This window comes from Nocardia sp. NPDC050713, assembly GCF_040654315.1.
Taxonomy (GTDB): domain Bacteria; phylum Actinomycetota; class Actinomycetes; order Mycobacteriales; family Mycobacteriaceae; genus Nocardia.
On record NZ_JBFAHS010000003.1, the window covers coordinates 473,229 to 487,850 of the forward strand.

Below are 14,622 nucleotides of genomic sequence, written 5' to 3' on the forward strand. Positions count from 1 at the left end.
AGCGTCGCTGGGTCTCTGGCGGTGCTCGAACGGCGCCGGGCGATCGACGGTCGCGGAAGCATTGGCGCAGCGATAGTTTCGGAAAGGGGCCCGGATGTTCATTCGGATAACGGCGGCCGCGCGCGGCGCCGCCCGCGTTCTGGTCATCGTCCGGGTGCTCGCGCCCGTGCTGGCACGCGATCTGGTGCGGCGGCGCACCGGTCGCCCGTCGGCGCTGGTCGCCGAGCTGCCCGGCGCGTTCGTCGCGCTCGGGCCGATCTTCGTGAAGTTCGGGCAGTTCGTCGCGTCCTCGCCGAGCGTCTTCGGGACGGCGGCCGCGCGGGAGTTCGCCCCGCTGCTCGAACAGGTCGCGCCGGTGGACGTGGCGTTGATCCGGCGGCGCATCGAGGCGAGCCTGGGCGTCGAGGTGGGCCGGTTGTTCACCGAATTCGACGACGACCCGCTGGCGTCCGGGTCCATCGCGCAAGTGCACCGCGCGGTGACGAGCTCTGGTCATTCCGTAGCGGTGAAGGTCGTCCGGCCTGGCATCGAGCACACCGTCGCCGCCGACGTGACGCTGCTGCGCTGCGCGGCGGTCGTGCTCGGCTGGACCGCCGAGGGACGCCGGTGGAACATCTCCGGGGTCATCGAGGAGTTCACCACGCTTCTGCCGCGGGAACTGGATCTCGCGGCGGAAGCGGACGCGATGCGGCGGTGGGCCGCGGAACTGGCTGCCGCCGGTTTCACCGGGCAGGTTCGGGTGCCCGAGGTGCACACGGAGTGGTCGTCGCGCTCGGTGCTCACCATGGAATTGATCGAGGGGACGACGATCATCGAGCCGGCGCCGGGAGACTCCGAGGCGTTCGACGGCGAGTCGATCATGAGCAGGCTGACCCTCTCGCTGTTCCACACCGCGCTCAAAGGCGGGTTCTTCCACGGGGATCTGCACGCGGGCAACATTCTGATCGACCGGGACGGCGGGGTCGTGCTGATCGATTTCGGGATCGTCGGCGAGCTCGACGAGCCGACGCGTCTACAGATCAAACACTGCATCGCCGCGCTTCTGCTCTTGGGCGACTTCACCGCGGCGACCCGCGCGCTGGTGCGCCTCGGTGTGCTCAGCGCCTCGGCACCAGTCGAGCAGTTGGCCGACCGGATCCGCGCGGTCGCCATGCACGCCGACGCGCCGGTCGGCATGCTACGGCTCGGCGACGTCGGCACCGAACTGCGCGCGCTCGCCGACGAACACGGCATGACCATCCCGCGCAACCTGGTCCTGGCCGGTAAGCAGGTCGTCTACCTGGAGCGCTACATGAAGCAGGTCGCGCCGGGCTGGAATCCGGTGTCCGACAAGGCATTGAGCCGCTTCTTCGCGGGCGTGCTCGCGGAATCCCTGCGCGCGACCTCCTGAGTCGCGCGGTCGCGGGCAAGAGTTCGCGGTTGGAGTGAGGACATGATGTGGAACAGTGACGACATCGTCGTCGATCCCGAAAAGGTACGCGCGCACGCCAGCGCGGTCGAATCGACGCTCGGCAACGTCAGCCAAGCCAAGCAGGCCGCCGACTACGTGGCCAAGTTGGACGACGGCTACGGGCTTTTCGTCATTATGGTTTCGACCAGAAGGCGCTGCTTCCGAGGATCAACAGCGACGGTGCCGAACCGGGGCTGCTCAAAGGTACGCCGCTGGGAGATACGTGGGAAGCCGGCGGGCTGGTCAAGGAAGCCTTGAATGGGGAAGACCCGGTCAAGAATTTGTACAGCGCGGCTCTCAAAGCTTCCTCGGTAGCCGTCGCCGCGGCGGACGTGCTGGAGTACCGGAGTCGCATGGCCGCAGGGGTTCCGCTGGCGAAATTCGATCCGTTCAATATCGTGGGCGCCCTGCTGATGGGCTGGATGCTGGAGAATGTCGAGCCGCTGCGCAAGGCGCTCGACTGGGTCACCGGGAACCCGGACATGGTCAAGGCGTATTCCAAGTCCTGGGAGAACATCTCCGATGTGCTGACCAAAGCCGCCGCGACATGGAACACCGAACTCGACAAAGATGTCAGTGAATGGGCCGGTGCCGCCGGTGCGGCCTACAAAAGCAAGGCCGACGCGTTCATGGCGGACATCGAGGCTCAGGCCTCCCTCGCCGCCTCGCTGAGCAAAGTGAATGCCGCGCTCGGTGATCTGGTCGAGGGCGTTCGCGGTGTCGTGACCGAACTCCTGAACTGGCTGGCCGGTGTACTCGTGGAGGCTGCCGCGATCATCATCTGCACCGGGGGGACGGCGTCTTTCGCGGCGGTCGCCCGCGCCAGCACGAGCATCGCGGGCGCGGGTACGAAGTTGTCGAGTATCCTGCTCCAGCTTGCGAAAGAAGCGTCGACGATCATCGGAATGGTGCCGAAACTCATTCAGATCGTGCAGGGGGCGACCGAGGCTTCCATCAGATCGGCGACCGCGTAGGCCGGGCGAGATCGCAAGAGGAGACGTGGTGGGGAGATACCGTAGTACGTCCGCCTTGCCGCTACCAGCGGATTGGGAGCGAAAAGCGTTCGGCGCGTATCGCTATGCGGTGCTGCCGTTCGCGTGTGCGCTGGTCTTGTGGCCGATCGTTGCGGGCGTGATCTGGGCAGTCGTGACAGGTGCGGGATCGGATCGATGGGCCGGACTCCTCGGGGTCGCGCTACTGGGTCCCCTGGCCGCCTCTTTCACGATGTGGGGATGGTCGGAACTCCCTCGAACCGCTCCGGTGGCTGCTGACATCCGTGTCACCGATGCCGGGCCCGCACTTGTGCTGCCGGTACCGCGCCCTTCCTCCGCCGGAAGCTTGCTAGCCGTAGCGGTCGGAGTGGCTCTGCTCGGGGCCGGACTGTGGCAGTTCATCGCCTCGTTGAACGACGACTGGTCGACCGGAGCCGCGTTGTTCTTCCTCATTGCCCTGCCCGCCTTGTTCGCCATCCTCCTCGGCCTCGGTACCTACAAACCTCGCAAAGTCCTCGGCAACGTCGGTATCGTGCTCACGGCACAGCACGTCGCGATCGATTACGGCAATGGCCCGACCAATGTTGCCTGGCAGGACATCTCGGCGGTCGGCGCCCGAAACCGCCGAGAAGGGTTCAGATTCGGTAGCGGCACCAACGTGACCACGCTTGTCACCGGCGATGCCGACACCGGCTACGGAACCATCGACATCGGCCACAAGGACCTCGAGACCGACCCGACCCGGGTTTACCACCTGTTCGTGTTCTACGTGCGCAATCCGGGGCTGCGCTCCGAACTCGGGACCGAATACGGGTTGGACCGCTTCCGGCGCGGCGGGTACGCGCCGGAGCAGCCCCCGGCCTTCGTCGATTGAGATCCATGCCCTCGACAGCGGTCCTGCCGACTACCAGGGACGCTTGACCCGCCCGGTCGCGGCTGCGGTCAGCCCGCCTTCGCGGCCGCTTCGTGATAGGCGGCGGTCAGCTCCGCGAGCACCCCGTCGGCGGGCGGCGGCGCGCCGTGGAGGTGGGTGGCGCGTAGTTCGGTCATGAATCGTTCCCAGAGTGGCGGGCCACCCGCAGCCAGCAGCTCGGCTCGCACGGTCAGTTCCGGCGTCGTGTCCAGCCAACGTGCGCCCCACGCGCCCAGCTGCGCCATGACGGGGACGAGTTGGATCGCCGCCTCGGTGAGGCGATATTCGACCTTCTGGCGGTGGCTCGGGTCGTCGTGGCGGGTGAGCAGTCCCGCGGCGACGAGTTTGGCGAGGCGGTTGGCGAGGATGTTCGACGCGATGCCTTCGATGGACGCGGTGAGCAGCTCGCGGAAGTGTGTGTTGCCGCCGAACACGATGTCGCGCAGGACGATCAAGCTCCAGCGGTCGCCGAGAAGCTCGACCGTCATGTTGATCGGGCAGCCCGATTTGCCCGGGGACACCGGCAGCTTGTCATGGGCAACTGGTTGCGACACGGGATCAGTCTAGGTTAGGTTCCTAACCGATTGCACATTGCAACCAGAAAGGGGAGTTTCCATGACACAGATGGTCCGTGTGCAGAACTTCATGGTGTCCGCCGACGGATACGGTTCGGGCGAGGGGCAGAGCTTCGAGCGTCCGTTCGGTCACGCCGATCCGAGTGCGTTCTTCTCCTGGGCGGGCGCCACCGCGCACTGGCCCACCCGGACCGAGCCGGGTGGAACCTACGGCCTCGACGACTACATCACTCGCGACTACCGCAACAACATCGGCGCGGAGATCATGGGGCGGGGCAAGTTCGGTCCGCAGCGGGGACCGTGGGAGAACTACGACTGGCAGGGCTGGTGGGGCGACGAGCCTCCGTTCCGCACACCGGTATTCGTCCTCACCCACTACGAGCGACCCTCGATCACGCTGGGGGACACTACATTCCATTTCCTGGATGCGACTCCCAAGGACGCGCTCGCGCGGGCGTTCGAGGCCGCCGAGGGCAAGGACGTGCGGATCGGCGGCGGGGTCGCCACGATCCGGGAGTTCCTCGACGCCGACCTGATCGACCGGATGCACTTCGCCGTCGCGCCGGTCGCGCTCGGTCGCGGCGAACGACTGTGGACGAGTCCCGACGAACTCGCCGACCGTTTCCATCTGGAGCGGGTTCCGCGCCCGAGCGGGATCGTGCACCACTTCTTCTGGCGGAAATGATCTTTTCGACGGCTTCGTGAGGAGGTTGCCCGACCGCGTCGGACGATGAATGGAAAGCGGTCCCCACCCCTTTCCCCTTTCAACATATAGCGCACAGGGGGGCTTGCGGCAAGGCCCCGGTCGTCACGCACAATGGCCCGCCGAAGCCAGAACCTGCGGAAATGGGGTGTCGCGAAGTGCGCGGTGTGTTGTCGACGTCCGGGTCGCAGAAAACCGGCGTCCACGGGAACCCGAGGAATCGTCGAGCCAGCGAAAGTGAGGGGCAAGTGTCGACCCGGCGGTACGAAGACGAATTGCGGTCCGAGCGGAGCTACGTGAACGGGCTCTACGCGCGGCTCGACGCCGAGCGCGCGCGAGTGAAGGGCCGCTACAGCGCGGCGTTGCGGGGAAACGGCGTGTCACCGATGGAACGGGATTTCGAGGTGCGCGCGCTGGGCAAAGAGGTGCGGCGGCTGGACGTGGCCGACAACGGGCTGTGCTTCGGCCGGTTGGACTCGCTCTCGGGCGAACGTCTCTACATCGGCCGGATCGGCCTGTTCGACGAGGCGAACGAGTTCGAACCGCTGTTGCTCGATTGGCGAGCGCCCGCGTCGAGCGCGTTCTACACCGCCACCGCCGCGCATCCGGAGAACATGCGCCGTCGCCGCCAATTCCACACGCGCGGAAGGCGATTGGTCGATTTCACGGACGAGGTCCTTGGTCGCCCCTGCGGTGGCGAGCGCGGCGACGCGGCCTTGCTCGCGGCGGTGAACGCGCCGCGCGGTGCCGGGATGCGCGACATCGTGGCGACGATCCAGGCCGAACAGGACCGGATCATCCGGCTCGATCACCCTGGTGTTCTGGTGATCGAAGGCGGCCCGGGGACCGGGAAGACCGTAGTGGCGCTGCACCGCGTCGCGTATCTGCTCTACACCCAGCGCGAGCGGATGGAACGGCACGGTGTGCTCGTGGTCGGGCCCAATCCGGCGTTCTTGACCCACATCGGCCGCGTCCTGCCCTCGCTCGGCGAATCCAATGTGGTGTTCACGACCACCGGCGATCTCGTGCCCGGTCTGCACGTCACCGCCGAGGACGCTCCGGAAGTCGCGCGGCTGAAGGGCTCGCGGAAGATCCTGGACGTCCTCGCTGCGGCGGTCGCCGATCGCCAGCGACTGCCGGAGCATCCGTTGCCGATCGCATTGCAGGACGTCACGGTGCGGATCGACGCGCCGACCGCGGAATGGGCCAGGGAGGAGGCGCGCGCGAGTGGATTGCCGCACAACCAGGCTCGTGCGGTGTTCAGCGAGATCGTCACGTACGTCCTCACCGAGCGGGCGATCGCCCGGATCGGCCGGGGCTGGTTGACCCGTGACGACCGCGAAGCCTGGGAGCAGCTGCGGGCCGACCTTCTGGCGGAACTCGCGGACGACGAGAGGTTCACCGCGGCGCTCGACGAACTCTGGCCGATACTGACGCCGGAAACATTACTGGCAGAGCTGTATTCGTCCCCAGAACGGTTGCGTGCGGCGGGTGCCGACCAGACGCTGTGGCGCGCCGACAGCGACGCCTGGACGGTATCGGACGTGCCGCTGCTCGACGAACTCGTCGACCTGCTCGGTCGCGACAAGTCGGCCGACGGGGACGCCGAGCGGGAACGCAAGGACGAGGCGGCGTACGCCGCGGGCGTGCTGGACCTGATGATCAGCCGCGAAGACCTGATGGACGACGAGGACCATCTGCTCGCCCAGGACATGCTCTACGCCGAGGATCTCGCGGATCGGTTTCTCGAACGCGACACCCGCGAGGTCGCCGAACGCGCTGCGGCGGACCGGGATTGGACCTACCGGCACGTCGTGGTGGACGAGGCCCAGGAGCTGTCCGAGATGGACTGGCGGGTGTTGATGCGGCGCTGCCCCGGCCGATCGTTCACGGTGGTCGGCGATCTCGCCCAACGCCGGTCGGCCGCCGGAGCGACCTCGTGGGACGCGATGCTGGAGCCGTACGTGCCCGGCCGGTGGGTCTACCGGTCGCTGTCGGTGAACTACCGCACCCCGGCGGAGATCATGGCCGTCGCCGCCGCGATGCTCGCCGAATTCGCACCCGGGGTCGAGCCCCCGGAATCGGTCCGCGCCTGCGGCGTCCAGCCCTGGTCGAGGCAGGTCGCCGCGGACGAACTGCCCACCGCCATCGAGGAATTCGTCCGTGACGAAGCCGGTCGCGAAGGCACCAGCATCGTGATCGGGCCGCCCGGCGTGCCGGGCACGGTGCCCGCGTCGGAGACGAAAGGCCTGGAATTCGACGCTGTCCTCGTCGTGGAACCGGAACGAATCCTCGCCGAGGGCCCCCGAGGCGCGGCCGAACTCTACGTCGCCCTCACCCGCGCCACCCAACGCCTCGGCGTCCTCCACCAAGGCCCACTACCGCGGTCCCTGACCGGGCTCACCGAGACCGGACCACCCGCCCACGCCGGAATTCCGCGGTAGGCGTAGCGATTTCGCCGTCGGGCATCAGCGAGGCAATGGGCTGCCCGCGGCGGTCGCGGTGTCGTGTTCCATGACTTCGGTGGCGGCGCGCTCGCCCGAGCGGACGGCGCCGTCGACCCATCCGCACATGACGGCGGAGCTCTCGGTTCCGGCCCAGTGGATGCGGCCGCACGGTGCGCGCAGGGCGTGGCCGAACTGGGTCAGCACACCGGTCGGTGCGTGGCTGAGCATGCCGCCGCCGGAGTAGCGTTCGACGCTCCAGTTCTGCTCGAGGTAGTCGACGGGCGGGCGGGCCTTCGCGCCGAACCGCTCGACGAGTGCGTCCAGAATGGCTTCTCTCCGCTCGGTTTCGTCGAGTCGGCCGATCCGCCGCGCGATAGGCCCCTCGGCGATGACGCACAGGATCCCGGGTCGGCCCGTGTCCGTGCAGGCATCGATGGTGATGGTCGCGGGCGATCCCGGTGCGACCGACTGGCCCGACAATCCGTCGCTACGCCAGAACGGTTGGTCGTAGACGACGGAGGTCTTGATGATGGAGCCGCTCGGCATCCGCTGGTGCAGGAACGATCGATCGACCGGAAGCATTGGCTCGTAAAGGATTTGGCTCGCGATGGCCAAGGGGACGGCGACGATCGCCCGGCGTGCCCGCACGGTCGAGTCGTCGGAACGCACCGTCACTCCGTCGGCGTCCTGCTGGATGCGCCGCACCGGCTGCGACAGGTGGATCGAATCGCCGATCGCGGCCGCCATCGGACCGTAGACGGCGCCCATACCGCCGACCGGCCGCGCATCCTGGGCGCCGTCCTCGACGCCGAGGACGAAGCCGGGCCCACCGCCGGACGCCATCTGGTACAGCACGAAAAGCAGCGACACTTCGGCGGCGGCGGAGGTGTAGCAACCGGTGATCGCGGTCTCGAGGAGTTCGTGCGCCGGTTTGGACGCCACAGTGCTGTCCAGCCACTGCGCCAAGCTGATTCGATCCCATTTGCCCGCGTTCTTCGCCGCCCACGGACTCTCGAGGGGAACCGATCCGCACATATGACCCAGCTCGAGCAACACCGCGCCCAGGTTCATCGCCGCCCACGGACTCATCGTCCACGGGATGGTGCCCGTGTAGCGGTGTTGTTTGCCGCCGACCATCATCATGGCCTCGCCGTCGGTGTACTGCTTGTAGCTCGGGACACCGAACTCGTGCATCAGCGCGTGGATCCGGTCCTGACCCGGCCCGATCCAGGCGCCCCCGCGATCGATCCAGGACCCGTCCGCGCGCGCTTCGGTGAACGTGCGCCCGCCCAGCCGGTCGCGTGCCTCCAGCACCACCACCGACCGACCCGCTTGGCTGAGCCGCAGCGCGGCCGTCAGTCCGGCGAAACCCCCGCCAATCACGCAATAGTCGACGTCTGTCATGGAGCGCCGCCCTCGTATCGGATTTTCCGCGAGCGGCCGATTTCCGCGTGCCGCCACCGTGCGGCCGTGCGCATCACCGGCCGCGGCCTCGACGCACCCTCTGCGTTCGGGCTCGCGTCGGAATTTTCCAGCAATTCTATAGCAATTCGCGCGCCGAGTCTGCCCGCACGGCATCGCCGTTCGTGCTCGTGGCAGCGATTCGGTCGTGCGCTGGGATCGGCTTCGTTCAGTGGCTGGGGGAGATGACGTCGAGCACGCGGAGCACGTTGCCACCGAGGAGCAGGTGGATCGTCTCGGCGGCGAGGCCGCGGCGCAGCAGCGCGTCGGTGAGCCGCGGCAGCTGGGCGGGGCTTTCCAGTCCGCGCGCGGGTCTGATGAAGCCATCCCAGTCCGAGCCGAGCGCGACGGTCTCGCGGCCGCCGACATCGATGATGTGCAGCAGGTGATCGACGACCGCGTCGAGTTCGCCGCCGAGGTAGGCGGGGGAGAAGATGACACCGACGACGCCGCCGGTATCGGCGATGGCGCGGATTTGTTCGTCGTCGATGTTGCGCCACATGGGCCGGACTCCGGCCACGCCGGTGTGCGAGACGATGACCGGTCCGTGGGCGCGGGCGATGGCGTCGAAGAAGCCGGGGCGGTTGATGTGGGCGAGGTCGACCAGCACGCCGAGTTCGGCGCACGCGTCGACGACCTCGCACCCGAAGCCGGTCAACCCTTCCTCCCGGCTACGGCCGATACCCATTGCTGGACAACCGATCTCGCTTCGACTGAAGTGCAGCAACCCCAGGTAGCGCACGCCGCGCCGCGCGAAGGCGACGAGGTTGTCGAGGTCGCCCTCGAGCGCTTGGCCGCCCTCGATACCGCGCAGTCCGGCGCTGATTCCCTCGGCGCGCGCCCGGCGGATGTCGTCGCCGGTGGTCGCCAGCCGGAAGCTGTCGGGATGGGCGCGGGCGGTTTCGTCGAGCGCGTCGAGCTGGCGGTGGATGTCGGCGGCGGTGCCGCGGCGCGGGTAGGGGGCCGTCCACATGCCGAACCATTGCGCGGCGAGACCGCCGTCGCGCATGCGTGGCAGGTCGACATGTCCGACGTACCGGCTGATCGGCCAGCGCGGGCGATGGCGGACGGTGAAGTCGTAGCCGCGGGATATCAGTTTCGGAGTGTCGGCGTGCAGGTCGATGACGGTGGCGCTGTCGTGCACTTGCTGGGCTTCGACGGAGACGAGCATGCGTACCTCCAGACGAGAAGGACGGTCAGCGCCGCCGGAATCGGTCGGCGCGAAACGGGGTCAGTACCGGCGGGCGAACGCCGTCGATCACGTAGCGCGTGAGGGCTTCGGCGGCGGGCGCGGCCAGTGTCATGCCGAGCATGGAAAACCCTGTGACGAGGTAGGTTTCGGCGTGGCCGGGCAGCAGGTCGATGATCGGCAGTCCGTCCGGTGTCAGTGGTCGTTGCCCGCTCCATTCGCGTTGCCGGTCGGTCCAATCGATGCCGTCGAGCATGACCGACGCGCAGCGGGCGATGGGGTCGAGTCGCTGAGCGCTCAACTGCGCCGACGGCCCGAAGTCCATGCCCGAGGCGATGCGCAGCCGGTCGCCGAGCGGTGCGCAGGCGATGTGGTCGTCGAGCAACAGCACCGATCGGCGCAGCGCGGTGGCGGCGGGGACGTCGAAGCTGTAGCCGCGACCGCCGATGAGCGGGAATCGTCTTCCGATCAGGGCGGTACTCGCTCCGGTCGCGACGATCACCACATCGGCGTGACGACGGCCCGCGCCGGTCGCGACCTCGGCGCGCGTACCCAAACGAGTGGCGGTGACGCCTTCCTCGATGCGCACGCCGATGCCACGGAGATGCGCGGCGAGAGCGGCGACGAACGCGCCCGGATCGATCTGAACGTGATCGCGCAGTTCGACGCCGTGGCGGACCAGCGTCGACAGCGCGGGCTCCAGCTCATGGAGCGCGTCGGCGTCCAGGATGGTCTCCGGCACCGAGAACCCGGCGGCCCGGAACGGTTCGCGGGCGCGGCGGAACGCCCGCACGGCATCGGCCTCGCGGGCCACGGCCAGCAGACCCGCGTCGACGCGCCGGAATTCGACGCCTTCGTCGGCGAGCTCGTCCAGCAGCGGGAAGCAGCGCTTGCCCAGCTCGGCCAGCGCCAGGACGCCGCGTCCGTAGCGGCGGGCGGTGGAATGGCGGGCCAGGGACAGCAGCCAGGGCAACAGCCGCGGATAGTCCCGGGCGGCGATCCGCGATGCCGACTCGGGCGAGCGCAGATGCCGGAGCCCGTCGCGCATCAGTCCGGGCTCGGGGAAGGGGCCGGTTTGCGCCGGGTTCACCCACCCGGCGTTGCCGTGGGAGGCGCCCGCGCCGACGCGCTCGGCTTCCAGCACCGTCACCTCGACGCCGCGGTGCGCGAGCTGGTGGGCCACAGTGAGCCCGGCGATGCCCGCGCCGACGACTAGTGCGGTTCGCGGCGTGCTCATATGCCGGAACTGACGTAGCGCGGCATTGTGCGCCCTTCGTTTCGAACGCCGGAAGCATTCCGACGACCGGTGCGTCGTCCTCGCTGGATTGCCAGAACGTTGCCGACGGTCGGGTAGTCGCAGTCTATTCCGGGCCCGGCGGCGGTGTCCTCGATGTGGGATCACTTCGGCACGATCACGCGTTTCGTTTGCTCGGATTACGACCGCCGCTTGTTTTCACCGGGCTATCGCCTCGATTTCGATGCGGTCGGCGACCCAGGACAGGAAGGTGCGTACGTCGGCGGCGGGTAGTGGGACCGCCGAGGAGCGGGGGCGCTCGAAGCTGTCCAGCGCGGCTTCGATGAGCGGTCGGAACGCTTCCTCGGTCTGCGTTATCAGCCGCGCCGCATTCCGCTTCGCCAGCCAGCGGCCGGTGCGGCAGAACGCGACCGAGCGACAGCCGTTGAGGACCTGGTTGTCGCTCAAATGACCTACCCCGTCCGCGTGCTCGCGGACCGAGGCCAGGATCGCGGCGTAGAGGTCGCGGTCGTGCGGCGCCGCGACGACCTGGCGTACCGGACTCCCGTAGAGGAGCCGACCGGACTGGTGGGCGATGGAGCGATCGATGACATGCCAGAACGCCGGGGATCGCTTCGGGTCGAAGTCGGCGCGGCTCGGCAGCAGCGGACCGGTGTTGAGGTTCAGCGAATATCCCGCCGCTACGGACGGTCGCTTGGCGAACTCGGAGTCGTAGATCACCAATTCCAGCCCCGCGGCGGGACAGGGCAGCGCGGGATGAGCGAGCACTTTCGCCATCTGGCGCACCGCCCGCCCGGGAAGAGCCGGACCGGCCACCACCGTCACATCGACGTCGCTGCGCCCGTGCCGATAGTCGGCGAGCGCGATGGACCCCACCGCGAACACGCTGACGAGATGCGGTTCGCATACGGCGCGGGTGCGCCGCACGAGCTCTTCCAGGTACGGCCGCACCTCGACCGGCACCGATTCCGGATCCACGAGCGTGGAGGTCATACGACCAGTATCGGCCCAGGGTCGGATACCGGCCCTCGGACACGTGCGCGCAGTCGAAACCGATGTGCGCTGCGTGACCTGACCGTGGCGACCCGTCTCGAGCGCGTCGATGGTCGTATCCGGCATCGACGGATCGAGACCCGGCTCCTGCCACGGGGCGATCCACTGGGGGACTCGGTGAAATCGTCCTACGGAGGGCTAAGCGCGGCGCGCGGGTGGGATCGTGTGCAGTTCGACTTCGGTGATCTCGCCCGAGGTGACGGTGGCCGTCAGGTAGGTGTGGTGGGGCTGGCGGCGTTTGTCGGTGGGGGAGCCGGGGTTGAGCAGGCGCAGGCCGGTGGAGGTGACGGTGTCCCACGGGATGTGGCTGTGGCCGAACACCAGGACATCGGTATCGGGGAAGTCGCGGGCGCAGCGTGCGTCTCGGCCGGTGGCCGGGCCGGTCTCGTGCACGACCGCCAGCCGCAGGCCGTCGAGGTCGGCGCGGGCGATCTCCGGGAGACGGCCGCGCAGCTCGGGCCCGTCGTTGTTGCCGTAGACGGCGATCAGTCGCTTGCTGCGCGCTTCCAGCCGATCCAGCAGCGCCACCTCGACCCAGTCGCCCGCGTGCACGACGACATCGGCGACGTCCACCGCCCGCCAGACGGATTCCGGCAGATCGCGCGCGCGTTTCGGGATGTGGGTGTCGGAGATGATCAGCAACCGCACGGTGTCCGGTCTACCACCGCCGGAGGTACGACGAGCCGAAGCCACCGAATCCGCGCTGCGAGCGGCCGACCAGCGCGTCGATCGGGCATCCGCGGCAGAGACACCCGTCACGAGAAGATCGCGTGCACCTGGTCGACGGCCTCGGCGCCGTAGGCCACCGCGCCCACCGGAACCGCACCGCGCACCGCCTCGATCACCCGTGCCGTCCATACCGGACCGAACCCGCCGCACAGTTCGATCAGCTGGGCGCCGCCGTCGACCAAACGGCGAGCCACGTCGACGGCCTGCTCCGGGTGATCGACGCCGACGAACACCGACCGGCAAGCGGCCGTCTCCACGACGGTTTCGTTTTCGGGATCGCTTCCTGCCGCGGTGTAGATGAATCCCCATGCGGTCAGCGCCATGCGCGTGCCTCTCCTAGAGCTTCGGCCGCGGACCTATCGAGGCGCGACCCGATCGAAGCCCAGCGAAGCCGATGCCGGGTCGCGCTGTCCACGAGGTAGAACCGCAGAGGCGTGCGGCCATTCCGCACGCACCAGGTCGGCGACCATCCGGCACCATCGCGAGGCCGCCGAATCGGCCGGATTCCAGGCCAGCGCGTAGCGGATGAACGGCGAGTCTTCGACGAAAGGCAGCCAGACCAACCCGTCGCCCGGACGCACGTCCCACGCCGGTCGCAGTGCGACGACATCCCCGCCGTGCGCGAGCTCGGCCGCGAACAGTGCTCGTCGCGGTGCGCTGGCTCGGATCGCCGAGGGCTGCCAGCCCGCTCGGAGCCATGACTCGCGGATCGCGTCGTGATAGCCCGGCGCCGCGGATCGCGCGAACCACGACAGCGCGCTGCCGTCCAGATCGGCCCACCGCACCGCGTGACGCTCGGCCAGCCGATGACCGGCGGCCACGATCACGCCGAGCTGCGCCTCGGCGATCACGACATGATCCAGTCCGGCCAGATCCGTGGGCAAGAGCAGAACGCCCATGTCGAGCGAGCCTTCGCGCAGGGCGGGCAGCTGTTCGGCGGTCTGCGCGTCGAGGAACTCCAGGGTCGGCTCGGCGACCCCGCGCCACAACACCGAAGCCGACCACGGCGGCGCACCGGGTGTCACGGCGACGCGCGGAGTCCGCGCTTCCCGCACGGACTCTCGTGCTCGGCGAGCCGAATCCAACACGGCACGAGCATGTTCGGCGAGCCGCGCGCCCGCCCGAGTCGGCGTCATGCCGGCGGAACCCCGTACGAACAACGCCGTACCGAGGTCACGTTCGAGCGCGATGATCTGCTGACTCAACGATGTCGGCCTGATCCCGACCGCATCCGCGGCGCGCGTGAGATTCCGCTCCTCGGCGACCGCGAGGAAATACCGCAACTGTCGCAGTTCCACTCCGCCACGCTAACGAACCAGCGCCCACGCACCTTCCCGGCGACGGCCCGGTTCGGCTCGCGAGGGGCCGCGCCGGGACCGCGACCGCCGGTTCGACACGCACGGGACCGCGGCATCGGTGGTTCCGTCAGAGAGCCGGTCGATTTCTCGTTCCGTAGGTGCCCCATTCGTCGCCGCGCAGATACGCGAGGTGCTGGGCGTCGGCGCGGGCGGAGACGGCGGCGGCCACGGCGGCGGCGGAGTTGCGGCGCAATTTCAGGAGCACGCCCACGCAGCCCGCGACGATCGCGAAGCCCGCGGCGGCGCCACCGAGTTCGGCGTCGAAGAGATTGCCGATACCGATGAGCAGGCCGAGTGCCGCGACCGCCCACGTCCACGCGCCGGGGTGCCGACGCATCGACCCTCGGAGGCTGCCGAAAGCTTGCTTGGTCTTGTCCGGGTTCTGGAAGCACCAGACGACGAGGTAGAAAGGCCACAGGAACGGAGCCAGCAGCAACAAGACGATGATCTTCATGGCCCTCCTCTCACTGATCCTGGGAATGAGGGATTACCCACCC

The 14,622-nt window shown here is 68.5% G+C and carries 15 protein-coding genes; 6 read left to right on the forward strand and 9 right to left on the reverse strand.

All coding sequences use genetic code 11. The features are described 5' to 3' along the window. The first annotated feature begins 94 nt into the window (after positions 1-94). The 4 genes from AB0H49_RS08715 (at position 95) to AB0H49_RS08730 (ending at position 3,316) form a co-directional block, all read left to right on the forward strand. On the forward strand, positions 95-1,390 hold the full coding sequence (locus tag AB0H49_RS08715; RefSeq protein ID WP_357248893.1) for an AarF/UbiB family protein: 1,296 nt from the start codon (positions 95-97) through the stop codon (positions 1,388-1,390). Positions 1,391-1,432: 42 nt separating this feature from the next. Further along, positions 1,433-1,708 carry a hypothetical protein gene (locus AB0H49_RS08720; protein WP_357248896.1) on the forward strand — a complete coding sequence of 92 codons (276 nt, stop codon included), beginning with the start codon at positions 1,433-1,435 and terminating at the stop codon, positions 1,706-1,708. Next, positions 1,705-2,424 (forward strand): hypothetical protein, encoded by a 720-nt coding sequence (locus AB0H49_RS08725; protein ID WP_357248899.1) that lies wholly within the window; start codon positions 1,705-1,707, stop codon positions 2,422-2,424. The genes AB0H49_RS08720 and AB0H49_RS08725 overlap by 4 nt, the downstream gene beginning before the upstream one ends. Positions 2,425-2,809: 385 nt before the next feature. Continuing rightward, positions 2,810-3,316, forward strand: coding sequence for a hypothetical protein (locus AB0H49_RS08730; protein WP_357248902.1), 507 nt, complete (start codon positions 2,810-2,812; stop codon positions 3,314-3,316). Between the two features lie 68 nt (positions 3,317-3,384). Here the strand turns inward: AB0H49_RS08730 and AB0H49_RS08735 are convergent, their stop codons facing one another. Then, positions 3,385-3,909 (reverse strand): helix-turn-helix domain-containing protein, encoded by a 525-nt coding sequence (locus tag AB0H49_RS08735; RefSeq protein ID WP_357248905.1) that lies wholly within the window; start codon positions 3,907-3,909, stop codon positions 3,385-3,387. A 61-nt stretch (positions 3,910-3,970) separates the two neighbouring features. On the opposite strand from AB0H49_RS08735, the gene AB0H49_RS08740 reads away from it, so the two are divergent. Together AB0H49_RS08740 and helR are read left to right on the forward strand one after the other, a co-directional pair. After that, the gene (locus AB0H49_RS08740) at positions 3,971-4,615 is read left to right on the forward strand and encodes a dihydrofolate reductase family protein (RefSeq protein ID WP_357248908.1); all 645 of its coding nucleotides are present in this window, start codon (positions 3,971-3,973) and stop codon (positions 4,613-4,615) included. A 266-nt stretch (positions 4,616-4,881) separates the two neighbouring features. Then, positions 4,882-7,077 carry an RNA polymerase recycling motor ATPase HelR gene (gene helR, locus AB0H49_RS08745; protein WP_357248911.1) on the forward strand — a complete coding sequence of 732 codons (2,196 nt, stop codon included), beginning with the start codon at positions 4,882-4,884 and terminating at the stop codon, positions 7,075-7,077. Between the two features lie 24 nt (positions 7,078-7,101). Here helR and AB0H49_RS08750 read toward each other — a convergent pair whose 3' ends face one another. The 8 genes from AB0H49_RS08750 to AB0H49_RS08785 all read right to left on the reverse strand — a co-directional run bounded on the left by AB0H49_RS08750 (position 7,102) and on the right by AB0H49_RS08785 (position 14,579). Continuing rightward, on the reverse strand, positions 7,102-8,484 hold the full coding sequence (locus AB0H49_RS08750; protein WP_357248914.1) for an FAD-dependent oxidoreductase: 1,383 nt from the start codon (positions 8,482-8,484) through the stop codon (positions 7,102-7,104). A 226-nt stretch (positions 8,485-8,710) separates the two neighbouring features. Next, positions 8,711-9,712, reverse strand: coding sequence for a dipeptidase (locus AB0H49_RS08755; protein WP_357248917.1), 1,002 nt, complete (start codon positions 9,710-9,712; stop codon positions 8,711-8,713). Between the two features lie 25 nt (positions 9,713-9,737). Further along, positions 9,738-10,967, reverse strand: a complete 1,230-nt coding sequence (locus AB0H49_RS08760) for an FAD-dependent oxidoreductase (protein ID WP_357248920.1) — start codon at positions 10,965-10,967, stop codon at positions 9,738-9,740. 216 nt (positions 10,968-11,183) lie between these two features. Next, positions 11,184-11,978: an aminoglycoside adenylyltransferase domain-containing protein gene (locus AB0H49_RS08765; RefSeq protein ID WP_357248923.1), complete on the reverse strand. Its 795-nt coding sequence runs from the start codon at positions 11,976-11,978 to the stop codon at positions 11,184-11,186. 198 nt (positions 11,979-12,176) lie between these two features. Then, entirely contained in the window at positions 12,177-12,686 is a 510-nt protein-coding gene (locus tag AB0H49_RS08770; protein WP_357248926.1) for a YfcE family phosphodiesterase, read from the reverse strand. 107 nt (positions 12,687-12,793) lie between these two features. After that, positions 12,794-13,090: a DUF6506 family protein gene (locus AB0H49_RS08775; protein WP_357248929.1), complete on the reverse strand. Its 297-nt coding sequence runs from the start codon at positions 13,088-13,090 to the stop codon at positions 12,794-12,796. A gap of 33 nt (positions 13,091-13,123) precedes the next feature. Then, on the reverse strand, positions 13,124-14,065 hold the full coding sequence (locus AB0H49_RS08780; RefSeq protein ID WP_357248932.1) for a LysR family transcriptional regulator: 942 nt from the start codon (positions 14,063-14,065) through the stop codon (positions 13,124-13,126). 127 nt (positions 14,066-14,192) lie between these two features. Beyond that, on the reverse strand, positions 14,193-14,579 hold the full coding sequence (locus AB0H49_RS08785; protein ID WP_357248935.1) for a hypothetical protein: 387 nt from the start codon (positions 14,577-14,579) through the stop codon (positions 14,193-14,195). Positions 14,580-14,622: the final 43 nt, after the last annotated feature.